This window comes from Streptomyces sp. SGAir0957, assembly GCF_043523415.1.
The window spans coordinates 1,197,187-1,217,565 of sequence record NZ_CP027293.1; the positions used below are offsets into that span (position 1 = coordinate 1,197,187).

26 protein-coding genes are annotated in these 20,379 nt (G+C 73.7%); 22 read left to right on the forward strand and 4 right to left on the reverse strand.

From position 1 onward, the window contains the following. The first annotated feature begins 92 nt into the window (after positions 1-92). The 7 genes from C1N81_RS10720 (at position 93) to C1N81_RS10750 (ending at position 5,006) form a co-directional block, all read left to right on the forward strand. Positions 93-1,085 (forward strand): SDR family NAD(P)-dependent oxidoreductase, encoded by a 993-nt coding sequence (locus tag C1N81_RS10720; protein WP_394428537.1) that lies wholly within the window; start codon positions 93-95, stop codon positions 1,083-1,085. A gap of 86 nt (positions 1,086-1,171) precedes the next feature. Next, positions 1,172-1,381 (forward strand): hypothetical protein, encoded by a 210-nt coding sequence (locus C1N81_RS10725; RefSeq protein ID WP_394428538.1) that lies wholly within the window; start codon positions 1,172-1,174, stop codon positions 1,379-1,381. A 131-nt stretch (positions 1,382-1,512) separates the two neighbouring features. Beyond that, positions 1,513-1,776 (forward strand): DUF5133 domain-containing protein, encoded by a 264-nt coding sequence (locus C1N81_RS10730; protein ID WP_394428539.1) that lies wholly within the window; start codon positions 1,513-1,515, stop codon positions 1,774-1,776. 77 nt (positions 1,777-1,853) lie between these two features. After that, positions 1,854-2,900, forward strand: coding sequence for an acyl-CoA dehydrogenase family protein (locus tag C1N81_RS10735; RefSeq protein WP_394428540.1), 1,047 nt, complete (start codon positions 1,854-1,856; stop codon positions 2,898-2,900). Next, entirely contained in the window at positions 2,897-3,676 is a 780-nt protein-coding gene (locus tag C1N81_RS10740) for a PIG-L deacetylase family protein (protein ID WP_394428541.1), read from the forward strand. The genes C1N81_RS10735 and C1N81_RS10740 overlap by 4 nt, the downstream gene beginning before the upstream one ends. Next, positions 3,673-4,290, forward strand: coding sequence for a class I SAM-dependent DNA methyltransferase (locus tag C1N81_RS10745; protein WP_394428542.1), 618 nt, complete (start codon positions 3,673-3,675; stop codon positions 4,288-4,290). The genes C1N81_RS10740 and C1N81_RS10745 overlap by 4 nt, the downstream gene beginning before the upstream one ends. Further along, positions 4,287-5,006, forward strand: coding sequence for a glycosyltransferase (locus tag C1N81_RS10750; RefSeq protein ID WP_394428543.1), 720 nt, complete (start codon positions 4,287-4,289; stop codon positions 5,004-5,006). The genes C1N81_RS10745 and C1N81_RS10750 overlap by 4 nt, the downstream gene beginning before the upstream one ends. 24 nt (positions 5,007-5,030) lie before the next feature. On the opposite strand, the gene C1N81_RS10755 is transcribed toward C1N81_RS10750, so the two are convergent. After that, positions 5,031-6,209 carry a PP2C family protein-serine/threonine phosphatase gene (locus tag C1N81_RS10755; RefSeq protein ID WP_394428544.1) on the reverse strand — a complete coding sequence of 393 codons (1,179 nt, stop codon included), beginning with the start codon at positions 6,207-6,209 and terminating at the stop codon, positions 5,031-5,033. Positions 6,210-6,365: 156 nt separating this feature from the next. Here C1N81_RS10755 and C1N81_RS10760 point away from each other — a divergent pair, with 156 nt between their 5' ends. The 11 genes from C1N81_RS10760 to C1N81_RS10810 all read left to right on the forward strand — a co-directional run bounded on the left by C1N81_RS10760 (position 6,366) and on the right by C1N81_RS10810 (position 13,092). Beyond that, positions 6,366-6,689: a gas vesicle protein GvpO gene (locus C1N81_RS10760; RefSeq protein ID WP_394428545.1), complete on the forward strand. Its 324-nt coding sequence runs from the start codon at positions 6,366-6,368 to the stop codon at positions 6,687-6,689. 39 nt (positions 6,690-6,728) lie between these two features. Beyond that, positions 6,729-7,265: a gas vesicle structural protein GvpA gene (locus C1N81_RS10765; protein WP_394428546.1), complete on the forward strand. Its 537-nt coding sequence runs from the start codon at positions 6,729-6,731 to the stop codon at positions 7,263-7,265. Next, a complete protein-coding gene (locus tag C1N81_RS10770) occupies positions 7,262-8,110 on the forward strand; it encodes a GvpL/GvpF family gas vesicle protein (protein ID WP_394428547.1) in 849 nt (282 codons plus the stop codon). The genes C1N81_RS10765 and C1N81_RS10770 overlap by 4 nt, the downstream gene beginning before the upstream one ends. 2 nt (positions 8,111-8,112) lie before the next feature. Continuing rightward, a complete protein-coding gene (locus C1N81_RS10775) occupies positions 8,113-8,412 on the forward strand; it encodes a gas vesicle protein GvpG (RefSeq protein ID WP_394428548.1) in 300 nt (99 codons plus the stop codon). 6 nt (positions 8,413-8,418) lie between these two features. Then, a complete protein-coding gene (locus tag C1N81_RS10780; RefSeq protein ID WP_394428549.1) occupies positions 8,419-9,741 on the forward strand; it encodes a histone protein in 1,323 nt (440 codons plus the stop codon). Positions 9,742-9,747: 6 nt separating this feature from the next. Beyond that, entirely contained in the window at positions 9,748-10,848 is a 1,101-nt protein-coding gene (locus C1N81_RS10785) for an SRPBCC family protein (RefSeq protein WP_394428550.1), read from the forward strand. Then, positions 10,845-11,198, forward strand: a complete 354-nt coding sequence (gene gvpJ, locus C1N81_RS10790; protein ID WP_394428551.1) for a gas vesicle protein GvpJ — start codon at positions 10,845-10,847, stop codon at positions 11,196-11,198. Before C1N81_RS10785 ends, gvpJ begins: the two co-directional genes overlap by 4 nt. After that, positions 11,195-11,998, forward strand: a complete 804-nt coding sequence (locus C1N81_RS10795) for a GvpL/GvpF family gas vesicle protein (protein ID WP_394428552.1) — start codon at positions 11,195-11,197, stop codon at positions 11,996-11,998. Before gvpJ ends, C1N81_RS10795 begins: the two co-directional genes overlap by 4 nt. A 2-nt stretch (positions 11,999-12,000) precedes the next feature. After that, a complete protein-coding gene (locus C1N81_RS10800) occupies positions 12,001-12,228 on the forward strand; it encodes a gas vesicle protein (protein ID WP_394428553.1) in 228 nt (75 codons plus the stop codon). After that, positions 12,225-12,506: a gas vesicle protein K gene (locus C1N81_RS10805; RefSeq protein ID WP_394428554.1), complete on the forward strand. Its 282-nt coding sequence runs from the start codon at positions 12,225-12,227 to the stop codon at positions 12,504-12,506. The genes C1N81_RS10800 and C1N81_RS10805 overlap by 4 nt, the downstream gene beginning before the upstream one ends. 103 nt (positions 12,507-12,609) lie before the next feature. Next, positions 12,610-13,092 (forward strand): Asp23/Gls24 family envelope stress response protein, encoded by a 483-nt coding sequence (locus C1N81_RS10810; protein ID WP_394428555.1) that lies wholly within the window; start codon positions 12,610-12,612, stop codon positions 13,090-13,092. 18 nt (positions 13,093-13,110) lie between these two features. On the opposite strand, the gene C1N81_RS10815 is transcribed toward C1N81_RS10810, so the two are convergent. Then, entirely contained in the window at positions 13,111-13,902 is a 792-nt protein-coding gene (locus C1N81_RS10815) for a SigB/SigF/SigG family RNA polymerase sigma factor (RefSeq protein ID WP_394428556.1), read from the reverse strand. A 184-nt stretch (positions 13,903-14,086) separates the two neighbouring features. On the opposite strand from C1N81_RS10815, the gene C1N81_RS10820 reads away from it, so the two are divergent. The 3 genes from C1N81_RS10820 to C1N81_RS10830 are packed head-to-tail and all read left to right on the forward strand — an operon-like array spanning position 14,087 to position 16,508. Next, complete coding sequence (locus C1N81_RS10820; RefSeq protein ID WP_394428557.1) at positions 14,087-14,890, forward strand: alpha/beta fold hydrolase; 804 nt, start codon at positions 14,087-14,089, stop codon at positions 14,888-14,890. Beyond that, on the forward strand, positions 14,890-16,167 hold the full coding sequence (locus tag C1N81_RS10825) for a PP2C family protein-serine/threonine phosphatase (protein ID WP_394437850.1): 1,278 nt from the start codon (positions 14,890-14,892) through the stop codon (positions 16,165-16,167). Before C1N81_RS10820 ends, C1N81_RS10825 begins: the two co-directional genes overlap by 1 nt. Further along, complete coding sequence (locus C1N81_RS10830; protein WP_394428558.1) at positions 16,164-16,508, forward strand: STAS domain-containing protein; 345 nt, start codon at positions 16,164-16,166, stop codon at positions 16,506-16,508. Before C1N81_RS10825 ends, C1N81_RS10830 begins: the two co-directional genes overlap by 4 nt. Positions 16,509-16,543: 35 nt before the next feature. Here C1N81_RS10830 and C1N81_RS10835 read toward each other — a convergent pair whose 3' ends face one another. Both C1N81_RS10835 and C1N81_RS10840 read right to left on the reverse strand, forming a co-directional pair. Continuing rightward, positions 16,544-17,284, reverse strand: a complete 741-nt coding sequence (locus tag C1N81_RS10835) for a bestrophin-like domain (protein ID WP_394428559.1) — start codon at positions 17,282-17,284, stop codon at positions 16,544-16,546. 25 nt (positions 17,285-17,309) lie between these two features. Further along, positions 17,310-18,767, reverse strand: coding sequence for a hypothetical protein (locus C1N81_RS10840; RefSeq protein WP_394428560.1), 1,458 nt, complete (start codon positions 18,765-18,767; stop codon positions 17,310-17,312). Positions 18,768-18,956: 189 nt separating this feature from the next. On the opposite strand from C1N81_RS10840, the gene C1N81_RS10845 reads away from it, so the two are divergent. Further along, positions 18,957-20,360 (forward strand): lipase family protein, encoded by a 1,404-nt coding sequence (locus tag C1N81_RS10845; RefSeq protein ID WP_394428561.1) that lies wholly within the window; start codon positions 18,957-18,959, stop codon positions 20,358-20,360. The last annotated feature ends 19 nt before the right edge of the window (positions 20,361-20,379 follow it).

A 20,379-nucleotide genomic window follows, 5' to 3' on the forward strand; every position in this document is an offset into this window, starting at 1 on the left:
CCCGGACTTAAGGTGGCCCCAGATTGGTGGCCCGGCCATCGGGTACTGGCGGCAGCGGCCCCATCCCCCCTTGAGACCTGGGAGTGACCTCCATGCCCGCATCCCTGCACGGCCTGTCCGCCGTGGTCACCGGCGGCTCGCGCGGCCTGGGCCTGCTCATCGCCGACGAGCTGGTGCGGCGCGGCTGCACCGTCACGCTCGCGGCCCGGGACGCGGCCGAGCTGAAGCGCGCCGCCGAGCTGCTCCAGCAGCGGCGGCCCGGCGCGGCCGTGCGCACCACCGTGACCGACGTACGGGACCGGGAGAGCGTCGCCGACCTGTTCCGGGACGCGGCGGAGGCGTGCGGGAGCGTGGACGTGGTCGTCGCCAACGCGGGCATCATCCAGGTCGCCCCGGCGGAGGCCGTCGGCAAGGCCGGCTTCGACGACGCGATGAGCACCATCTTCGAGGGCGCCCTGCACACGAGCCTCGAAGCCCTCCCCCACCTGCGCGAGAGTCGGGCGGGCGGCAGGCTCGCGCTGATCGGCTCGGTGGGCGGGCTGCTCGCCGTGCCGCATCTGCTGCCGTACTCCTGCGCCAAGGCCGCCGTCGGCGCGCTGGCCGAGGGGCTGCACGTGGAGGCCGCGCGGGACGGTGTCTCGGTGACCGCCGTGCACCCCGGTCTCATGCGGACCGGCTCGCATCTGCACGCCGTGTTCGGCGGTGACCGGCGGCGCGAGTTCGCGTGGTTCTCCGCCCTGGCGGGGACCCCGCTCGTCTCGATGGACGCGCGGCGCGCCGCCGACCGCATCGTCACCGCCGTGGAGCGCCGCCGCGTCCGCCTCGTGCTCACCCCGGCGGCGATCGCCGCCGACAAGGTGCACGGGCTCGCCCCGGCGCTGACGGCGCGGCTCAGCCACGCGGTCGACACGTTCCTGCCCACGGCGGACGGCGAGCCCGGACTGCGGCCGGGGATCGACGTCGAGCCGGCGGCCCCACGCACCCTCGGCGAGCGGCTGCGCGCCCTGGGCAGCGCCCTGAACGACCGGGCGGCCCGCGCGAACAACGAGCGACGCCGGACCGCACAGGAACGGTTGCAGTCGTAACGCGCCGACCACGTACGACACACCTGCTCCACCCCTCGGTCACATACCTGGCGGCATACGTGTCGCCCTGTCCCGAAGGAGTCACCATGACGCACGACCACGACAAGACGACGCACGACGACGGCGGGCGCGACGCTTCCCGCCCCGCCCGGACCGCGACCGACGAGGTCCTGGACGAGATCGAGGACGCGGAGACGGACCCGCTGCGGGACGACGACGAGGCCGCGCACCGCGGCGAGGGCGCCGACGCCACCTCGCCCAACGTCCACGCGCAGGAGGATGTGCGGGGCGAGTGACGGGCGGGGCCGGGGCGTATGCCCTGTGACCCCTGTGCGCCCATGTGTCCGTATGAAGCACACGTGCATGAAATGTGCGGGGCGGGACACTCGGGGAACGAGTTGCTTTAACAAAAAGGAGCCTCTCGGAAATGATCACTCCTCACCCGCAGATCCTGCGTGCGCTGCTGTCCCGCTACGCGACGGCGCGCGTCCAACTGGTCGAGAACGACACTCTCGCGAACCGGCGTCTCCTGGAGGACGTCGCCTACACCCTGTGTGTCACCACCGGTACCCGCGAGATCGAGGACGCTCTCGCCACGGCCGAACGCTTCCTGACCGCCGTGCCGGCGGACGCGGCGGTCGCCGGCACGGCGGCCGGCCAGGAGCAGGCCGATCAGACGTTGGTCGCCTGAGCCCTGACGGCCGGCTGACCGAGCCGGCCGGGCCGGCTTCCTGATCAGCTTTCTGAGTGGCAAGGAACAACACACCTATGACGGACAGCATGTTGGCGCCCGCGTCGGCGAACGGCGACGAACCGGTCGAAGAGGCCCGGGACGGTGTCGCGCCGGACGAGGCGAGGCGGGAGAGTGCCGCCGGGTTCGCCTCGGTGGTCGATCTCATGGACCGGGGCACGCTGGAGTTCCCCCTCCCCGGTTCCGGGCGCACCGCCGAACGGCTCGCCGCCCTGCAGTCCGTCGCCGAGGACGATCTCTGTCTGGCGCGCCTGGTCGAGGGGCACGTGGACGCCCTCGCCATCCTCGCCGAACTCGACGGCCCCACACCCCGGTCCGGCCAGCGCTGGGGCGTGTGGGCCGCCGAACCCCCCGGCACCACGCTCGAGGCCGTGCGCTCCGGCGACGGCTGGGTCCTCGACGGGCTCAAGCCGTACTGCTCGGGCGCGCGGAGCTGCACCCACGCCCTCGTCACGGCGCGGACGGCGGAAGGCCGGCGGCTCTTCGCCGTCGCCGTCGACCCGGACACCTGTGTGCCGGTGAAGGGCACCTGGCAGGCGGTGGGCATGGCGGGCAGTGACACACCCGACGTCCGCTTCCACCAGGTTCCGGCCGTCGCCGTCGGGGATGTCGGGTCCTATGTGCGCAGGCCCGGTTTCGAGCACGGCGGCATCGGCGTCGCCGCCTGCTGGTACGGCGGCGCGGTCGCCGTCGCCCGCACCCTGCGCGACGCCGCCGCCCGGCGCCCCGAACCGCACACCGACGCCCATCTCGGCGCCGTCGACATACAGCTGCACGCGGCGGGCGCGGTCCTGCGCCAGGCCGCGGCCGAGATCGACGCCGACCCCTTCGACCGGCGGGGCGAGGCCCGCGTACGGGCCATGCGGGTGCGTGCCTTCGTGGAGTCCGTGTGCGCCGAGGTCCTCACCCGGGTCGGCCGGGCCACCGGCGCGGGCCCCCTCTGCCACGACCTGCGCCACGCGCGCGCCGTCGCGGACCTGACCGTCTACACACGCCAGCACCACGGCGAACGCGACCTCGCGGCGCTCGGCGCCCTCCTGGCACGCCCCGAGGAGTCCGCGTGACCCGCCCCGCGATATCCGACGACCACCAGGACGCGCCCGCGAACGCCATCCAGGCCCCCGGCACCGACGAGGCCCTCTGGCGCGCCTGGGGCGGATGGGACGCGATGCCGGCCGCGCGGCTGCCGGAGAGCGGGCACGTCGTGGTGGTGGCCGCCCACCCGGACGACGAGGTGCTCGGCCTCGGCGGCGCGATGGCGCTCCTGGCAGCGCGCGGGGTGCGACTGACCGTCGTCTCCCTCACCGACGGCGAGGGTTCGCACCCCGACAGCCAGGTCGTGACACCCGCGTCCCTGGCCCGGCTGCGCGCCGACGAACTGCGTGCCGCCCTCGCCGAACTCGGCGCCGGTGAGGCCGGGATCGTCAGGCTCGGCGTGCCGGACACCGGCGTCGCCGACCACGAGGAACAGCTCGCCGACGCCCTCGCCCCCTTGCTGCGCGGCGCCGACCTGGTCGCCGCGCCCTGGACCGGCGACGTGCACAGCGACCACGAGGCGGCGGGCCGCGCCGCCCGCACCGCCGCGCGGCGCACGGGCACACCCTGCTCCCTCTACCCGGTCTGGATGTGGCACTGGGCGCGGCCGGACGACGAGAGGGTGCCGTGGCACGCCGCCCGGCGTATCGAACTGCCGCCGCACGTGCGGGAGTTGAAGCGAGCGGCGATCGACCGGTTCACCACCCAGATCCACCCGCTGGGACCGGGCCCGGGGGACGCGGCGGTGCTGCCGCCCGAGGAGCTCGCCCATCATCTGCGCCCGACGGAGGTCCTGTTCCAGTGAGCACCCCGCCCTCGTACTTCGAGGACATGTACCGCGGCGCGGCCGACCCCTGGCACCTGGCCGAGCGCTGGTACGAGCGGCGCAAGTACGACCTCACGCTCGCCGCGCTGCCCCGCCCCCGCTACCGCCGCGCCTTCGAACCGGCCTGCTCCGTCGGCGAGTTGACCGTGCGCCTGGCCGATCGCTGCGACACGCTGCTCGCCTGCGACCGCGTACCGTCCGCGGTCGACACGGCGGCCCGCCGCACCGCAGGGCTGCCGCACGTCGAGGTCCGCCACCTCACGCTGCCCGGCCAGTGGCCCACCGGCACCTTCGACCTCGTCGTCCTGTCCGAGCTGCTGTACTACTTCGACCGCGCCGAACTCGACCTCGTGCTCAAGCACGCCGTCGACGCCCTCGAACCGGGCGGCACCCTCGTCACCGTCCACTGGAACCACCCGGTCGCGGAACACCTCTACGCGGGCGACGAACTCGCCCGCGTCCTCGGCGCGGTCCCGGAGCTCGCGCTCGCCTCCGACCACCGCGAACCGGACTTCGTCCTGCAGACCTTCGGGCGGCGCGGGGCCGACGGCACGCCGCCCCCCTCCCCCGCCGCCGCGGAAGGCCTGGTGTGAGGCCGCGTGCCCTCGCCGTCCTCGTCCCCGCGCACAACGAGGAGGCGCTGCTCCCCGGCGCCCTGGACGCGATCCGCGCCGCCGCGCGCCACCCCGCCCTGCGGCGGGTCCGGGTGCTCACCGTAGTCACCGCCGACACCTGCTCCGACGGCACGGCCGCGGCGGCGCTCCGCGCGGGCGCCCAGACGGTGCGGATCGTGAGCGGCAACGTGGGGGTGGCCCGCGCGGTCGCGGCCGAGCGCGCCCTGGAGATCCTGAACGGCCCGGCGGGCGTCTGGTTCGCCTCGACCGACGCGGACAGCACCGTGCCGCCCCGCTGGCTCGCCTTCCAGTACGCGCGCGCCGTCGAGGGCTGGGACGCGGTCGTCGGCACCGTCGACGTCAAGCGGTGGCCGCAGCCCGTCCCCGGACTCGCCGAACGGCACCTGCTCCAGTACACGGCGACCCGTCCGGCGCGCGGGCCCTGGCACCACCCGCACGTGCACGGCGCGAACCTCGGCGTCTGCGCCGACGCGTACACCGCCGTCGGCGGCTTCCCGCCCGTGCCGGTGAGCGAGGACCACGGCCTCGTCGACGCGCTCACCGCCACCGGACACCGGGTCCTTCGCACCGCCGACTGCCCGGTCGCCACCTCCGGCCGCCTCACCCCGCGCGCACACGGCGGCTTCGGCGACCACCTCGCCGGGCTCGCCCTGGAGGACAGCCCCACGGGCTGACGGCCGGCGCCCGGCCGGCCCCGGTCAGTCCGGCTGCGGGCACCACTCGAACATGAGGATCGTCGCATCGTCCCGCAGCCGGTGCTCCTCGGCCTCGAGCAGCGCGTGGATGAGGCGGCGCAGCGTCTCCGCGGGCGGTTCGCCCGAGGCCGCGGCCCTGATGACGTAGTCGGCGAACGTGGCGAGACCCATCTGGCCGCCGTCCGCGCTGCGCGCCTCGGTCACCCCGTCGGTGTACATCAGCACCCGGTCGCCCGGTTCGAGAGCGGCCTCGTGCACATGACGCCGTACGGAGGACAGGACGGCGGGCAGCCCCATGGGCGGCTCCGGGTCCCGGTCGAGGGCGTGCCGGACCAGGCGCCCGTCACGGATGAGCAGCGGTGGCGGGTGCCCGCAGTTGATCCAGCTCAGACGGCCCGTCGCCAGGTCGAGCCGGGCGAAGATCGCGGTGCAGAACTTGTCGGGCAGCCACCGGGACAGCGCCGCGTCGACGCAGTCGACGAGATCGTGCAGATCGGCCCCGACGCGCCGGGCGTTGCGGGCGGCGGCGAGCGCGAGCACCGCGACGAGCCCCGACGCCAGATCGTGCCCGACCGCGTCCAGGACCCCGGTGTGCAGCGCGGTGTCGGTCAGATCGTGCTCGAAGGCGTCGCCGCCCAGCTGGTAGGCGGGCTCCAGGACCGCGGTGGACAGGGCGCGGGGGCAGCCGATGGTGCGCGGCGGCAGATAGGCGCGGAGCATCTCCGCGGGCAGCGTCATGGCGTCGGTCCGCGCGGTGCGGGCGAAGGAGTCCTCGTAGGCCCGCTTCGACGTGATCATCAGGGCGCACAGCGCCGCGAGCGTCCGGCCCCGGCGCAGCGCCTCCGGGTCGAGGGAGGGCGCGGTCACCCCGAGGACGCCGAGCCGCTCCGCCCCGTCCACCAGCGGCAGCCAGGCCACCATGCCGCCGTGGTGGTGCTCGTCCACGCGCAGGGACTGGGTGCGGTAGCTCCAGCCCGCGAGGGAGCCGTCGATCGGCAGGGCGGGCACCGTCGCGTTGAGCGGGGTGAGCCGGCGCTGCTGGAGGTCGGCCAGGTAGACCACCGCGTTCGCGAGCCCCAGCGCCTTCGCGCTGCCCGCCACGGAAGTCGCCAGGTCGAGGGGCAGGTTGGCGGGGTCGGCGAGGAATTCGCCCAGGGCGCCGTCCGCCGACTCAGGAACCACGCCCCGCTCCTCTCCGCCGCACCGTCCCGCGGGCGTCGCCGCCCCCTGGCAGTCTCACACCCCCCGGCACCGGGCGCCTGCGCGCGGCTCCGCGCTGGGCTCTCCGTGTGGCTCTCCCAAGATGCGCCGCGCGTCACATTGACAACACTGGGAGTCATGGCAGAGCAACGTTCAGCACGGGCCGCGGCCTCCTCGACGGCGACCCGGAAGAGATCCGCGCCCGCGCGGGGTCCCGCCCATGCCGCCCGTACGGCCTGCCGGACCCTGCAGGAGCTGATCGGCCACCGCACCGAGGGCGTCTCGGCGGTCCAGCGCTCGGACGACGGCGGCTGGTACGTGGTCGTGGACGTCCTCGAAGTGGCCCGTATCCCGGACACGACGAGCCTGCTCGCCTCCTACGAGGTGCTGCTCGACGCGGACGGCGAACTCCAGGAGTACCGCCGGGTCCGCCGGTACCGGCGGGGCGCCGCCGACGAGTGACGCCAGCCCGTACGCCACCCCGTCCACGGAAGGACCGCGATGACCAGCACGACCTATGCCGACGAGATCGCCCCCTGCCCGCCGCGCGCCGGCACGCTCTACGACGTCCTGGAACTCATCCTCGACCGGGGCATGGTGATCGACGTCTTCGTGCGGGTCTCCCTCGTCGGCATCGAGATCCTGAAGATCGACGCCCGCATAGTCGTGGCGAGTGTGGACACGTATCTCCGCTTCGCTGAGGCGTGCAACCGCCTCGACCTCGAACGGGACTCGGGCTCCACCACCGTCCCCGAACTCATCGGCGGCGGCGCCGCGAAGAAGATCGGCAAGCGGAAGGTGCGCAACGCCGCCGAGTCCGTCGGCGACACCGTCCGCAAGGTGGTCGGCGGCGGCAGCGGCCACTCCGACGACGAGGACGACGGAGACCACGCGGACGACGGCGACGACAGGGACACCAGGGACGACTCGGGCGACGAGCAGGAGGAGCGCCCGAGGAAGCGCCGGGCCCCCGCACGCGGCGGCAGCAGGTCCGGCAGTGGCAGCGGCACGACTCGACGGCGCAGGGCGGAAGCATGACGCAACGGAACGGGACGACCGGAGCGGCCGGGCGGAAGGGTGAGCCCCGGCCGGCAGGACGGACGAGGCCGACGCCCGGGGCCCGGTCGACCGGGAAAGGCGAGTCGGGTGCGGTCGGCGAAACGGGTGGTTCCCTGTACGTCTACGCCGTCGTCCCCGCCGGGACCCGGCTGCCCGTCGGCGCGGCCGGGGTCGGCGATCCGCCCGCCGCGCCGTACACCCTCCGCGAGGGCGCGCTCGACGCGGTCGTCAGCGCCGCGCCCGCCCGGCTGCGGGCCCGGCGCCGCGACCTGATGGCCCACCAGAATCTGCTGACGGCGCTCGCCGAGAGCGGCCCCGTCCTGCCGATGCGCTTCGGCGCCGTGGCACCCGCCGAGGACGCCCTGCGCACGCAGCTCGGCGCGGCGGAGGCCGAACACCTCACCACGCTCGAACGGCTCGCCGGACATGTCGAGATCAACGTCAAGGCGCTGCCCGCCGACGACGCCCTCGCCGCGCTCGTCGCCGGTGAGCCGACCGTACGACGGCTGCGCGACGCGGCCCGCCGACGCCCCGGCTACGAGGCCGACGTACGCCTGGGCGAAGCCGTCGCCGCCGCTCTGGCCCGCCGCGCGGCCGACGCCGGACGGCAGGCGCTGCACGGCCTCGCCTCGATGGCCCGCGCGGTGACCACGGGGCCCGACGTGCCGGGATGCGCGCTCAACGTGTCGTTCCTGGTGGCCCGTTCGGACACCGAGCGGTTCCGCGCGGCCGCCGAACGGTTCGCCGCCGCACACCGCGACCACGTCGAACTCCGCCTCGCCGGGCCGCTCCCCTGCTACAGCTTCGTCGGCACCGGGGCCTGACGATGGGCCTCATCTCCGGCGTGCTGCTGCTCCCCCTCGCCCCGGCGCGCGGCGTCGTCTGGGTCGCCGAACGGCTCCGGGACGCCGCCGAGCGCGAGCTGTACGACCCCGGGGTGATCCGCGCGCAGCTCGCCCTGCTCAACCAGGAGCTGGACGAAGGGTTCATCTCCCTCTCCGAGTTCGAGGCGCGCGAGGAGCGGCTGCTCGACCGGCTGTACGCCGCGCAGACCCGTCCGGCACCGACCAGTCCGGCCCCAACCAGTCCGGCCCCGTCCGGTCCGGCGCCAACAAACAGAAGGTGACAACGCATGGACGACCAGAGCAAAGTGGCGCTCGCCACCGCCGTGGTGGGCGGGTACGTACTGGGCCGGACCAAGAAGGGCCGGCTGGCTCTGACCGTCGCGACCTATCTGGCGGGGCGCCGGTTCGCCCTCGACCCCCGTCAGCTGGCCGCCCAGGGCATGCGCAAGCTCAGCGAGACGCCCCAGTTCGCGGAGTTGCAGGACCAGTTGCGCGGTGAGGTCCTCGGCGCGGGCCGCCAGGCCCTGACCGCCGCCGCCAACCGCGGCATGAACTCCCTCGCGGACGCGATCGGCGATCGGACGGCCCGCCTGACCGGCTCGCAGGAGGCCGGGAACGACGAGGACGAGGACGACGGCTACGAGGACGCGGACGAGTACGACGACGAGGCCGAGGACGAGGACGCGGAGGACGACGCCGGGGACGACCGGGGGCACCGGCAGCGGTCCGACTCCGGCGAGGACGACGACGAAGACGAAGACGCGTACGACGACGAGGACCAGGACCAGGACGGCGAAGAGGACGACGAGGACGGCTTCGACGACGCCGAGGACGCGTACGACGACGAGGACGAGCCCCGAGGGGAGGACGACGAGGAGGAAGAGGACGACGACGGCTACGAGCAGGACGAGGACGACGAGGACAGCGAGGACGACGGGCCCGAGGAGGACGCCCCCGCCCCGCGCCCCCGCCGCAAGCGGGCCCCCGCCGCCCCCGCCAAGCGCGGCGGGACACCGCACCGCGACGCCCCTTCGAAGCGCACGTCCGCCGCGCCCCGGAAGTCCCCCGCCAAGCGGCCGTCCCGCGCCAAGAAGTCCGCCCCGGCGAGGAGGCCCGGCTCGTCGGAGAAGTCGGGCTCCTCGGAGAAGCCGGCGCCGGCCAAGAAGTCCGCCCCGGCGAAGAAGTCACCACCCGCGAAGAAGGCCCCACCGGCCAAGAAGGCGCCACCGGCCAAGAAGGCGCCACCGGCACCGGCGAAAAAGTCACCACCGGCGAAAAAGGCAGCCCCGGCGGCGAAGAAGACCGCCGCGCAGAAGTCGGCTCCCGCCAAGAAGTCCGCTCCGGCGAAAAAGTCCGCCCCGGCGAAGAAGACCAGCCCCGCGAAGAAGTCCGCGCCCTCCAAGAAATCGGCACCCTCCAAGAAAGCGGCGCCCGCCAAGAAGTCGGCACCCGCGAAGAAGGCGGCCCCGGCCAAAAAGTCGGCTCCCGCCAAGAAGTCCGCCGCGAAGAAGACGGCCCCGGCGAAGAAGTCGGCCACCAAGAAATCCGCCGCGAAGAAGTCGGCGTCAGCCAACCGCGCACCCTCCAAGCGCGCCGATCGGCGGAGGTAACCCGTCATGGCACAGAACGACAGGGACGAGTCCGGCGGGCCCGAGGACTCCGGGCTCGGACGGCTCAAGGACGAGCTGACGAAGTTCGCCGGCGCCCAGATGCAGCAGTTGACCGAGAAGGCGGGCGACAAACTCACCGGCCTGACCGACAAGTTGAGCGACGCGGCCGACAACCCGGGTTCGCTGGCGTCCATCGGCTCCCGTGTGCTCCAGGGCGAGTCGCCGGTCAAGGCGTTCGTCTCGGACAAGGCGAAGGGCGCCAAGGACACGGTGGTGGACAAGGCGAAGCAGGCCTTCGGGGGCGGCGGCGGTGGCGGCGGTGGCGGTGGCGGCCGCAAGTCCGGCGACAGCAAGGCCATGAACATCGTCGAGGTCCTGGACGTCGGCGTGCCGCTGCGCACCGCCTACAACGCCTGGACGGAGTACGACCAGTTCAGCGGCTTCACCAAGGGCGTGCGCTCCGTGTCGAAGAGCGACGAGACGGAGAGCGACTGGAAGGTCAAGATCGGCCCGTCCTCGCGCAGCTTCAAGGCCACGGTGCAGGAGCAGATCCCGGACGACCGGATCGTCTGGACCTCCGAGGGCGCGAAGGGCAGTACACGCGGCGCGGTCAGCTTCCATGAACTGGCCCCGACACTGACGCGGATCGTCCTGGTCGTCGAGTACTACCCGGCCGGTTTCTTCGAGAAGACGGGCAACCTGTGGCGCGTCCAGGGCCGCCGTATGCGCCTGGACTTCAAGCACTTCGCGCGCTACGTCACGCTCACGGAGGAGGAGCCGGAGGGCTGGCGCGGCGAGATCCGCGACGGCGAGGTCGTCCTCTCCCACGAGGACGCCGTCGAACAGGAGGAGCAGGAGGAGCAAGAGAACGGCGAGAACCAGGACGACGACGAGGGCTACGAGGACGACGAGGACGAGCCCGAAGAGGACGAGGACGAGGAAGACGGCCAGGACGACGACGAGGCCGAGAACGAAGACCAGGAAGACCAGGAAGACGAGGACGAGGACGACGGCGAAGACAGCGAGGACGACGACGAGGACGAGGACGAATGGGAGGACCCGCCCAAACGCCCGAGCCGTAAGCGCCGCACAGGAGCGTCCAGGTGACCGACCTCGACCACCGGCACGACCTGTCCCCGGTGCCCGGCCCTCCGAGCACCAACCTCGCCGACATCCTGGAGCGCGTGCTCGACAAGGGCATCGTCATCGCCGGGGACATCAAGATCGACCTCCTCGACATCGAGCTGCTCACGATCCGGCTCCGGCTCTTCGTCGCCTCCGTCGACACCGCGAAGAAGGCGGGCATCGACTGGTGGGAGACCGACCCGGCGCTCAGCTCGCACGCGGCCCGCGACGCGCTGCGCGACGAGAACCGTGAGCTGCGCGCCCGGCTGGAGGCGCTGGAGGGCGGAGAAGGAGAAGAGGACAGAGAAGAAGAGGAGCACGACCGCACATGACACACCCCGCCTCCGCCGACACCACCTACGTGTTCGCCGTGTGCCGCCCGACGAGAGCCGTCGGCGCGGCCGATTTCTCCGGCCTCGCGGGGATGCCGGGCGGCGGACCGGTGCGGCTGCTGACGTCCGGTGCGCTGGCGGCCGTCGTCCAGTCGGTGCCGGCCGCCGACTTCACCGACGACGTGTGGCAGGTCCGCCTCGCGGACCCCGCTGAGCTGGAGCGGTACGCGCGGGCCCACCACGAGGTGGTGTCCGCGGTGGCCGCGCACGGCGCGACGGTGCCGCTGCCGCTCGCCACGCTGTACCTCGACGACGAACGGGCCCGCGCCGTCCTCGATGACGAGGGCGCGCGCTTCCACCAGGCGTTGAAGCGCGTCGCGCACCACTCGGAGTGGGGCGTGAAGGTGTTCGGGACCGCGCCGTCACCGGAGCGCCGGACCCCGGTCGTGGCCGCGCCCGCCTCCACGGGTGCCCGGACGCCGGGCGCCGGACTCGCCTACCTGAACCGCAAGCGCACTCTGCACGAGCGCAGGGAGCGCGGCAGGGAGGAGGCGCTCGGGGTCGCGGAGGCGGTCGACGCCGAGCTGCGTTCGCTCGCCGCCGCGTCCCGCCGGCTGCGGACGCACGGTGCGGCGCTGGTGGGCGAGCGGCGTGTGCACGTGCTCAATGCCACGTATCTCGTCGCGGAGGACCGGGTGGACGAACTCCGGGAGAAGATCGGGGTGTTGCGTGAGCGGACCGGCGCGCAGATCGAGCTGTCGGGGCCCTGGGTCCCGTACTCCTTCGTCGGTGAGGTGTGAGCGTGGAGCGGGAGGTGGTGCCCTGGGACACGCCGGAACCGTTGAGCGGGCCCATCGGGGTGCCGCTCGTCGACCTGCTCGACCGGGTCCTCGCGACCGGGGTGGTGGTCAGCGGGGATCTCGTCATCGCCATCGCGGACGTGCCGCTCGTACGGCTCTCGCTGCACGCGCTGTTGTCGTCGGTGAGTGAGCGCGTGCCCGCGCCGTGGGCGGACGGGGGCCCGCTGTGACGGACGGCGCGCGGGTCGAACTCGACTCCGAGAAGGTGGGCCGGGATCTGGTGGCGCTGGTGCTGACCGTGGTCGAGCTGGTGCGGCAGCTGATGGAGCGGCAGGCGATCCGCCGCGTCGAGCAGGGCGGTCTGAGCGACGAGAAGGTCGAGGAGATCGGCACGACGCTGATGCTGCTCGACCAGCGGATGCAGGAGCTGTGCGAGCAGCACGGGCTGAGCCCGGAGGATCTCAATCTGGACCTCGGGCCGCTCGGCTCGCTCCTCCCCCGCGACTGAGCGTCACTCGAATGGCAGCTCGCGCCGGGTGGGCGCACAGTGAGGAAGGGGACCTCACGGGCGGGCTCCTCCGTCCGTGCCGGCGACTCACTGTGAGGCGGCCATGTCCGACATCGGAACCGGGACCGGCAACACGACGACAGCGGGCGCGCACCGCAAGAGCGCGCAGAGCAGCGGCACGCGCGGTACGACGACCATCGCCGACAGTGTGGTGGCCACCATCGCCGGCGTGGCGATCCGGGAGACGGAGGGTGTCCGCTCCGTCGGCAAGGGCGCGTCCAAGGCGCTGGGTGCGGTCTCGAACCGGATGCCCGGCTCCTCCTCGTCCCCCGGCCGCTCCGTGAAGGCGGAGGTGGACGAGGAGGAGGTGACGATCTCGGTCGACGTCGAGGTCGAGTACGGACTGCCGATCCACGAGCTGGCGAAGGACATCCGCCGCCGTGCCGTCGAGGCGGTCGAGACGATGACCGGCCTTGAGGTGACCGAGGTGGACATCAACGTCTTCGACGTACATGTACCGGACGACGATGATGACGACGACGCTGGCAGTGGGGGCGGCAGCGGCGCCGGTACGCGTCTGCGCTGAGGTCGGGCGGCGGGGCGGTCAGGCGGCGGCCTGCCCGCTCGCGTGGGCCCGTACCTGGGCGCAACTGCGGTTGATGAGGCGGGAGACGTGCATCTGGGAGATGCCGACCTTCTCGGCTATCCCGGCCTGGGTCATGTCCTCGAAGTAGCGCAGGTAGAGGATGGTGCGCTCGCGTTCGGGCAGGGCCCGCAGCCCCTCCTTGGCGGCTTCGCGGTCGGTGATGACGTCGAAGCCGCTCTCCGTGTGGCCCAGGGTGTCCACGAGGCTGAGCCCGTCGCCGTCGCTCGCGGATCCAGCGGCCTCGGCGTCGAGCGAGAGGGAGCGGTAGCTCTCCAGGGCCTCCATGCCGTCGCGGACCTCGTCGAGGGTGAGGCCGGCCTGCGCGGCGATCTCCTCCATGCCCGCCTCACCGGCGTGACCGGGCTTGTCCATGACCTCGCGGCGTGCGACGCGGACCTTGTTGCGCAAGTCCTGCACCCGGCGGGGCACGCGTACGTCCCAGGTGTGGTCGCGGAAGTGGCGGCGCAGTTCGCCGGTGATGGTGGGCACCGCGTAGGACTCGAAGGCGCCGCGGCCGGGCTCGTAGCGGTCGACGGCCTTGACCAGGCCCATGGCGGCGACCTGCCGGAGGTCGTCCATGTTCTCGCCCCGGTTGCGGAACTTGGCGGCGAGGCGGTGGGCCATGGGCAGCCATGCCTCCACCAACTCCTGGAGGAGCAGGTCGCGTTCGGGTCCGTGGGGAGCGGTGGCGAGGCGGTGGAAGGCCTCGGTGGTCTCGGGCGCGTCGTCGTGCAGGCGGCGTACGGCCATGCGGATGTCCTCCTGTCGCTGCTTCCGGGTGAAGTGACCGTGAGGAAGCAGCGGGACCGGCATCCGGGCACAGCGCCCCTCACAGAGGCCTGTGGTCCCAAGCACTCACGCCCACTTGCCCGAGGCCCCGGCGGGCAAACAAGGGCGGCCGCCATCGATTTCGGGAGCCTGAGATCATGGCGGGATGGACATCCTCCACAGGAACAACGTCACCGTGACCGGGAACCCGGAGGGGCCCGCCGTGGTCCTCGCGCACGGCTTCGGGTGTGACCAGAACATGTGGCGGCTGACCGTGCCCGCGCTGGAGCGCGACCACCGGGTGGTCCTCTTCGACTACGTGGGGGCGGGCCGCTCGGACCTGTCCGCGTTCTCGGCGGAGCGCTACGGCTCGCTCGAGGGGTACGCGCGCGATGTGGTGGAGGTGTGCGAACGGCTCGACCTGCGCGACGCGGTGTTCGTCGGCCACTCGGTCAGCTCGATGATCGGTGTGCTGGCCGCGAAGCGCGCCCCCGGGCGGATCGGGGCGCTCGTGATGGTCGCGCCCTCCCCCCGCTACATCGACGACGAGGGGTACCGGGGCGGGTTCAGCGAGGGCGACATCGAGGAGCTGTTGGAGTCCCTGGAGGCCAACTACCTGGGCTGGTCGGCGACGATGGCCCCGCTCATCATGGCCAACCCGGACCGTCCGGAGCTGGGCGAGGAGCTGCGCAACAGCTTCTGCGCCACCGACCCGGAGATGGCGCGGGTCTTCGCCCGGACCACGTTCCTCTCGGACGCCCGCGAGGACCTGAAGGACATCCGCGTGCCGACGCTCATCCTCGAGTGCGCCCAGGACGCCATCGCGCCGCGCGAGGTCGGCGCCTATGTGCACGACGCGATCCCGGGGTCGCGGCTCGTCACGCTCGACGCGACCGGGCACTGTCCGCACCTGTCCGCGCCGGAAGCCACCAACGCGGCGCTCACCTCGTTCCTCGGGGGGCCGCGATGATGTGCCGCACCGGTGCGGGCGCCGAGGGACCGGACGGCGCGGCGGCCGCGGCGGTCAGCTTCGCCGCGCTCCTGGAGGACAGCCCAGAGGACCTGTACGACCACGCGCCCTGCGGCTACCTCTCCACGCTGATGGACGGCACCGTCGTCAAGGTCAACGACACCCTCCTCGGCTGGCTGGGCCTGGACCGGGAGGCGGTCGTCGGGCGGCTGAGCTTCGCGGACCTGCTGACGGTGGGCGGCAAGCTGTACCACGAGACGCACTTCGCGCCGCTGCTGAAGATGCAGGGCGAGATCAGCGGCGTGGCCCTTGAGCTGCGGCGGGACGACGGCTCCCGGCTGCCCGCGCTGGTCTCCGCGGTGGTCAAGCACGGCTCGACGGGGACACCGCTGCTGACCCGCCTCACCGTCTTCGACGCCACCGACCGCCGGGCCTACGAGACGGAGCTGCTGCGCGCCCGCAAAGCCGCCGAGGAGGCCGCGCACCAGGCCCGTGCCGACCGGGCCCGTCTCCAGCAGGCGCTCGCCGTCCTGCAGCAGTCGCTGCTGCCCGCGTCGCTGCCGGAGATCCCGGGGATGGAGGCGGCCGCCTACTACCACACGGCCTCCGCGGACCGGCTCGGCGGCGACTTCTACGACGTCTTCCCGCTGGACGGGGAGCGCTTCGCGTTCTTCCTCGGTGACGTGTGCGGCAAGGGCCCCGAGGCGGCCGCGGTCACCTCGCTGACCCGGTACACGCTGCGCGCGGCCGCGATGCACGACGCCGATCCGGTGGCCGCGCTGACCACGCTCAACCAGGTCCTCTTCGACCGTTATTCGGGGGTCGACCCGCGGTTCTGCACCGCGATCCTCGGCATCCTGGAACCCGGCCCCGGGGCCGGTCACGTCACGGTCCGGCTGGCCTCGGGCGGCCATCCGCCGGCGCTGGTCCTGCGCTCCACCGGCTCGGCCGACTATCTGCCCACCCCGGGCGGTCTGCTCGTGGGCGCCCTGCCCGCCCCGCGTTTCGCCGCCGCCACCACCACGCTCGGCCCCGGCGACACCCTGCTGCTCTACACCGACGGCGTGCTCGAGGCCCGGACCGGCCCCGACCGCTCGTCCCTCTTCGGCGACGACGCCCTGCGCGCCTTCGCCGCCGCGCACGCGGGCCCCGCCGAGTCCGTCATAGCCGCGCTGAGCGGCCTCCTGAGCGGCCTCGGCGAAGGGCTCGACGACGACACCGCCCTGCTCGCCCTGGGCGTGCCCATCACCGCCGCTGTCCCGAAGGGCACGCCATGAACCCGCTGAAGATCACCGTCCGGGAGAGCGCCACCGGGCCCGTCCTCGAGGTCGTCGGCGACCTCGACCACGACAGCTCCCCCACCCTGCGCACCTATCTGCCCACCGTCGCCCTGCGGCCGGGTTCGCTCTTCGTCCTGGACCTCGCCGGGATGCCGTTCTGCGACTCCAGCGGCATCAGCGCCCTGATCGCCGCGCGCAACCACGCCGAGGCCGCGGGCGCCGGCATCGCGCTGGCCGGCGTCCCGGCCAACACGCTGCGCATCCTGCGCATCGTCGGCCTGGACCAGGTGTTCGCGCTCCATCCGGACGCCGCGAGCGCGACCCGCGCCGCCTCCTGAGAGCTCGCCCGGTGCCTCAGGAGGCGCCCGTGCCCTCAGGAGTACGGGGCGAACGGGCTCGGGTCGACGGCGAACATCCCGTCGAACGGGCTGTCCAGCTGGTGGATGAGGAGCACCGTGAAGGTGATGAGCGCGGAGAGGCCCATCACCATCACGACATGACTGAAGCTGCGCTTCACGCCGAACATGAACATGAACGCGATGGTGAGGACACCGCCGACGATCAGGCCGAGCCAGATCACGGGTGACAGTTTCTCGTCCGCGTCGGACTCCCGGCCGCGGCGCGCCTCGCTGAGGGTGCTCAGCTGCGCCAGCGTCTCCTGCCCGGTGGCCTGCTGGGCGGGGGTGGCGTTCGCGGGGACCTGACCGGTGGCGCGCACCTCGTTCAGGATCCGCCAGCCGGTGGTGCCGAGGGACGCCTGCCCGGCCATCGCGGGCCACTCGTCCTCGGTGACGTGCCGCATGTACGTCTCGATCTCGCCGCGCATCCGGCCGGCCTGCTCGGCGGGCAGGCCCGCGGCGAGGAGGTGGATCTGGTGCGCGGCGCTCGCCTCGGTGGCCGTGTGCCCCTCGGCGCTGGAGTGCGTGTCCCAGACGGAGACGAGGGCGAGGCCGAGGACGAGCGCGTACAGGACGCCGACCATCATCGAGATGTACTCGGCGACGTCCTCGCGGGGTTCGTCGTCGGGGCCGAGCGGCCAGAAGCGGTGTTTGACCAGGACGACCGCCCCGGCGAGCAGGGCGACGCCGAGGACGATGGCGAGGGTTTCGATCATCGGTGGGTCCCGGTTCGTGGGGCGGTCAGAGTCTGCGGGAGCCGAAGACGGCGGCCGCGATGGCTGCGGGCAGCAGGATGAGGAAGAGGGCGGAGAGCACGCCCAGGTCGGTGGGGGTGTGGTCCTCGCGCATGAAGCGGCCGAGCAGTGAGCGCTGCGACGGCGTCGTGCTCGGGACGTCTCTGGGGACCTGGTCGGGCTGCTCGGCGGGCGGTTCGGCGGGGGGCTTGGCGGGCGGCCTGACCGGCTTGGCAGGTGGCTTGGCGGGCGGCTTGGCGGGCGGTTTCCCGGGCCGGTCGGCAGGCGGCGGCAGCGCGCCCGGGGGCCGGCCAGCCGCGTTCGGTGCGACGCCTCCGGGCGGCATCCCGCCGGGCACCGTCCCCGGGGGTACCGCGGGCACGCCGGGGGCGAGGCCCGGCGCCGCCATCCCCCGCCCGGCCGTGCCTTGTGCCGCCAGACCCGGTTCCGCCATGCCCGGTGCCTCGCCGCCCGGGGGCACCCCCGGTGCGAGCGGCAGGGCGGGCAGCCCGCCCGCGGGCGGCGCGGCCGGCGGTCCGAGGACCGGGCCCTGGCCGGGCACCACGGGCGCCCCGGGCGTCGCGGGCGCGGGTTTCGGCGGCCGGGGTTTCCCCGGCGCCGCGGGGGTCGCCGGGGCCGGGGCGCGGAGCGTGAAGCGGGCCGCCGCGCGGGCGGTGAGCAGCGGGGCCGGAACCGGTCCGCCACGCGGGTCGAGCGTGCGGATGCGGTCGCTGCCGTCGGCCCGTCCCCGGCTCTGGTACGTGCCGGGCGGGCGCCGCACCACGGCGGTGCACGTCGCTCTCGCCCTGGCTCTGAGGTGGGCGACGACGGGCGGTCCGCCCGGGCAGCCGATCCGGTCGGGGGCGAGCACCGGGTCGGTGAGCCGGACGCCGTGGACGGTCCGGTTGCCGGTGTTGGTGACGGTGTAGCGGACCTCGGCCCGCCGGGGCCCGGTGGCGCGCGCCGTCTCGGTCAGGGTCAGTCCCGAGCCGACCCCGGCGTAGCCGGACCGCGCGCTGGCCTGCACGAGGGCGCGCAGCCTCGCCTGGCCCGCCGCCCGTACGTCGCCGATCCAGTTCCCGGGGCGCGCGGTGCCGGTGGCCGTGCAGCGCGCCGAGTGCAGCCCGACGAGGAGCGGCACGCGGCCGGTGGCGCCCGGGCAGTGGATGGTGACGCCCGGCAGCGCGGGGTCCCGCAGGCGGACGTCGTGCAGGTCGGCGCCGCCCCGGTTGACCAGGCGGTAGGACTTGACGACGGTGTCGCCGACGCGGATGCCGGGGCGGACGGCGCCGACGCCGGGCCGGGTGTTCACGGTGACGGTGAGGGCGAGCCCGCGCGTTCCGGCGCCGTCCGCGCCCGCGGGCCCCGCGGACCAGCAGCTCCCGGCGAGCAGGAAGCAGGCCAGCAGCCATCGCGCCGCCCGCCGCGGCCGCCGCCCCCTCGCACCTTCTGCTCCGATCATCACACCGGCATGCTGCGCACGGATCCGGGCGGCCGCACGGCCCCCGCGCGCCCACACGCCCGGTGTTTCACCCGAGCAGCGGCAGCGGCCCTGCCGCACGGCGCCGCGACGGTTCTACTGCTTGCAGGTGACGGGTCAGGCGCCGCGCGCCCCGCGCGGTCCCGCCGGAACACATCGGAGTGAGGTGGCGGGATGACGGCCAAAACCGTCGACACCCTGGGCGAACGGCGGCCCGTACGGCAGGAGCGGGCGGAGACCGACGCGGAGCTGCTCCTCGCGGCCTCGGTGCTGCTCGCGGACGCCGCGCTCGCGGCCCGGCGGACCGGCGCGGAGCTGACCGCCGCCGCCGGGAGCTGGCGGGTCGGCCTGCAGGCGCTGCGCCGCCCCGCGTGGGCGTTCGGCACCGCGCTGTCGGCGCTGCGCGCGCTGACGGATCCGGGCGGCCTCGGCATCGCCGCCAACGGGGGCATGGTCGGCGAGACGGTCCGCTCCCTCGGCGCCGTGGCCCGCCGCAGGCCCGCCGCCGTGGCGATGGCGGTGGACGCGTTCGCGCTGCGCATCGAGGCGGCCGCCCGCGAGCACCCGAACCTGGCGGCGCCCCTCGCCAAGCGGCTCACGGACGCAGTCGTCGCGGGCCGCAGGGTCGAAGTGGTGCGCGCCGCACGGGACTTGGTGGAGCTGTTCGGCGTCACCCGCACCCTCACCACGATCAGCCCCGTGATCATGGAGCTGCTCGCGCTCGGCGGCCTGCTCGACGAGAACCCGACCAACGACAGCTTCGCGTGGGTGACCCTGGCGGGCGGCGTGCCCACCACCGACCCGCTGTTCGGGCTGCCCGCCGGGCTCATCCGGCACCTCAACCCGGGCGCGGGCCGCGCCGAGCGGACCGAGCCCGACGCGATGCTCTCCCGCGTCCTCGCCCGCTCCGGCAACGACATCGTGCGCTACATCGACGACATCTCCGCCCTCGGCAACCACGGGCTGGCCCTGCTGCGCCGCGTCGCCTGCACGGACGGCACCGAGCGCCATATCGTGCTCCTGCCGGGCACCAGCTTCGGGCGCCTGAGCAACTCCACCCCGCAGGACCTCGTCGGCGCCTTCGACGCGCTCCTTCGCACCGACACCACGTACAGCAGGTCGGCGAAGCGGATGCTGCTGCGGGCGGGCGTGCCCGAGGGCGCGGAGCTGATGATCGTCGGGCACAGCCTCGGCGGCATCACCGCCATGAACCTCGCCTGCGACCTGGACTTCGTCTCCCGGTACCGGCTGACGCACGTGGTGACCGTCGGCTCCCCCATCGACACCAAGCGGCCCGCCGACCCGACGACCCGGGTGATCAGCCTCGTCAACCAGCACGACGTGATCCCGGGCCTGGACGGGCGCGGGCCCGCCTCCGCCAACGACATCCCCGAGAGCTGGGTCGAGCTGTCCTGGCTGGACGAGACGTACGACTATCCGCTCTCGCACGCCCCGCAGGCGTACGCGGACACCCTGCGCGCCGGCGAGGTCCCGCATCGCGGCCGGGTCAACGAGCTGATCACCCGCTACGACGGCGAGATCGTCGGCAACCAGCCCTATCTGCTGCGCGACAAGTGACGCAGGCCCGCACCCCTAC

Coding starts and splice junctions, on each gene's coding strand:
- C1N81_RS10720 (WP_394428537.1), top strand. CDS start 93: ATGCCCGCATCCCTGCACGGCCTGTCCGCCGTGGTCACCGGCGGCTCG.
- C1N81_RS10725 (WP_394428538.1), top strand. CDS start 1,172: ATGACGCACGACCACGACAAGACGACGCACGACGACGGCGGGCGCGAC.
- C1N81_RS10730 (WP_394428539.1), top strand. CDS start 1,513: ATGATCACTCCTCACCCGCAGATCCTGCGTGCGCTGCTGTCCCGCTAC.
- C1N81_RS10735 (WP_394428540.1), top strand. CDS start 1,854: ATGACGGACAGCATGTTGGCGCCCGCGTCGGCGAACGGCGACGAACCG.
- C1N81_RS10760 (WP_394428545.1), top strand. CDS start 6,366: ATGGCAGAGCAACGTTCAGCACGGGCCGCGGCCTCCTCGACGGCGACC.
- C1N81_RS10765 (WP_394428546.1), top strand. CDS start 6,729: ATGACCAGCACGACCTATGCCGACGAGATCGCCCCCTGCCCGCCGCGC.
- C1N81_RS10770 (WP_394428547.1), top strand. CDS start 7,262: ATGACGCAACGGAACGGGACGACCGGAGCGGCCGGGCGGAAGGGTGAG.
- C1N81_RS10775 (WP_394428548.1), top strand. CDS start 8,113: ATGGGCCTCATCTCCGGCGTGCTGCTGCTCCCCCTCGCCCCGGCGCGC.
- C1N81_RS10780 (WP_394428549.1), top strand. CDS start 8,419: ATGGACGACCAGAGCAAAGTGGCGCTCGCCACCGCCGTGGTGGGCGGG.
- C1N81_RS10785 (WP_394428550.1), top strand. CDS start 9,748: ATGGCACAGAACGACAGGGACGAGTCCGGCGGGCCCGAGGACTCCGGG.
- C1N81_RS10795 (WP_394428552.1), top strand. CDS start 11,195: ATGACACACCCCGCCTCCGCCGACACCACCTACGTGTTCGCCGTGTGC.
- C1N81_RS10810 (WP_394428555.1), top strand. CDS start 12,610: ATGTCCGACATCGGAACCGGGACCGGCAACACGACGACAGCGGGCGCG.
- C1N81_RS10815 (WP_394428556.1), bottom strand. CDS start 13,902: ATGGCCGTACGCCGCCTGCACGACGACGCGCCCGAGACCACCGAGGCC.
- C1N81_RS10820 (WP_394428557.1), top strand. CDS start 14,087: ATGGACATCCTCCACAGGAACAACGTCACCGTGACCGGGAACCCGGAG.
- C1N81_RS10825 (WP_394437850.1), top strand. CDS start 14,890: ATGTGCCGCACCGGTGCGGGCGCCGAGGGACCGGACGGCGCGGCGGCC.
- C1N81_RS10830 (WP_394428558.1), top strand. CDS start 16,164: ATGAACCCGCTGAAGATCACCGTCCGGGAGAGCGCCACCGGGCCCGTC.
- C1N81_RS10835 (WP_394428559.1), bottom strand. CDS start 17,284: ATGATCGAAACCCTCGCCATCGTCCTCGGCGTCGCCCTGCTCGCCGGG.
- C1N81_RS10845 (WP_394428561.1), top strand. CDS start 18,957: ATGACGGCCAAAACCGTCGACACCCTGGGCGAACGGCGGCCCGTACGG.